Here is a 654-nt window from a genome sequence, read left to right on the forward strand (position 1 = left end):
AAGGGAGACGGGGGTAGCAATACCCCCTTTTACGCTATGGACCTGATCCCAATCGAGCGAGGCCAACAGATCTACCGAGAACGCCGCGGCCTCCCGCCCAAATACCATGCACGCCTCAAGCACAAAGGCAAAACCCTGGTCATTCTCCAAGGAGATAGTGAACAGGAGGTGCAGGAACGCGCCCAGAGGCTGATTGATGTCCTGTTCTCATGTGAGGAGGACGTAACCATTGAACACACCTGAAAACCCAACCAAAGCCCGTACAGGACGCCGTAAGAATGGCACCTGGAAGCCGGGACAGTCTGGCAATCCTGGTGGACGCTCAAGCAAGACGGCAGACCTACGGGCCAAGCTGGCTTCTGGTGCTGATGCTGTGGCTGAAGTAGTGCTTGAGGCTGCACAGAAGGGTGATATGGCTGCATGTCGGCTGGTGCTGGAACGACTCGTGCCCACCGTCAAGCCAGTGGCCCAACCTGTTCACTTTGACCTGGACGCCTCTGACCTTCCTGCCTGTGCTCGCTCAATCCTATCCGCTGTGGCTTCCGGCACCTTGCCACCTGACCAGGGTAAGGCACTGATTGATTCAGTAGTCAGCATGGCCCGTGTGATTGAGGTTGCCGAGCTGGAGCAACAACTAGCCGAGCTAAGGCAAAT

2 protein-coding genes are annotated in these 654 nt (G+C 56.9%); both read left to right on the top strand.

Annotated elements, in window-relative coordinates; genetic code table 11:
* Positions 1–243 (top strand): hypothetical protein (locus PLU01S_RS25250; RefSeq protein ID WP_244901228.1); only part of this gene is annotated, 243 nt, incomplete at its 5' end.
* Positions 230–654: DUF5681 domain-containing protein (locus PLU01S_RS25255; RefSeq protein WP_084339984.1), on the top strand; the 425-nt coding region annotated here is incomplete at its 3' end. The genes PLU01S_RS25250 and PLU01S_RS25255, both read left to right, overlap by 14 nt.

It is taken from the genome of Pseudomonas luteola NBRC 103146 (assembly GCF_002091675.1).
Taxonomy (GTDB): Bacteria; Pseudomonadota; Gammaproteobacteria; order Pseudomonadales; family Pseudomonadaceae; genus Chryseomonas; species Chryseomonas luteola.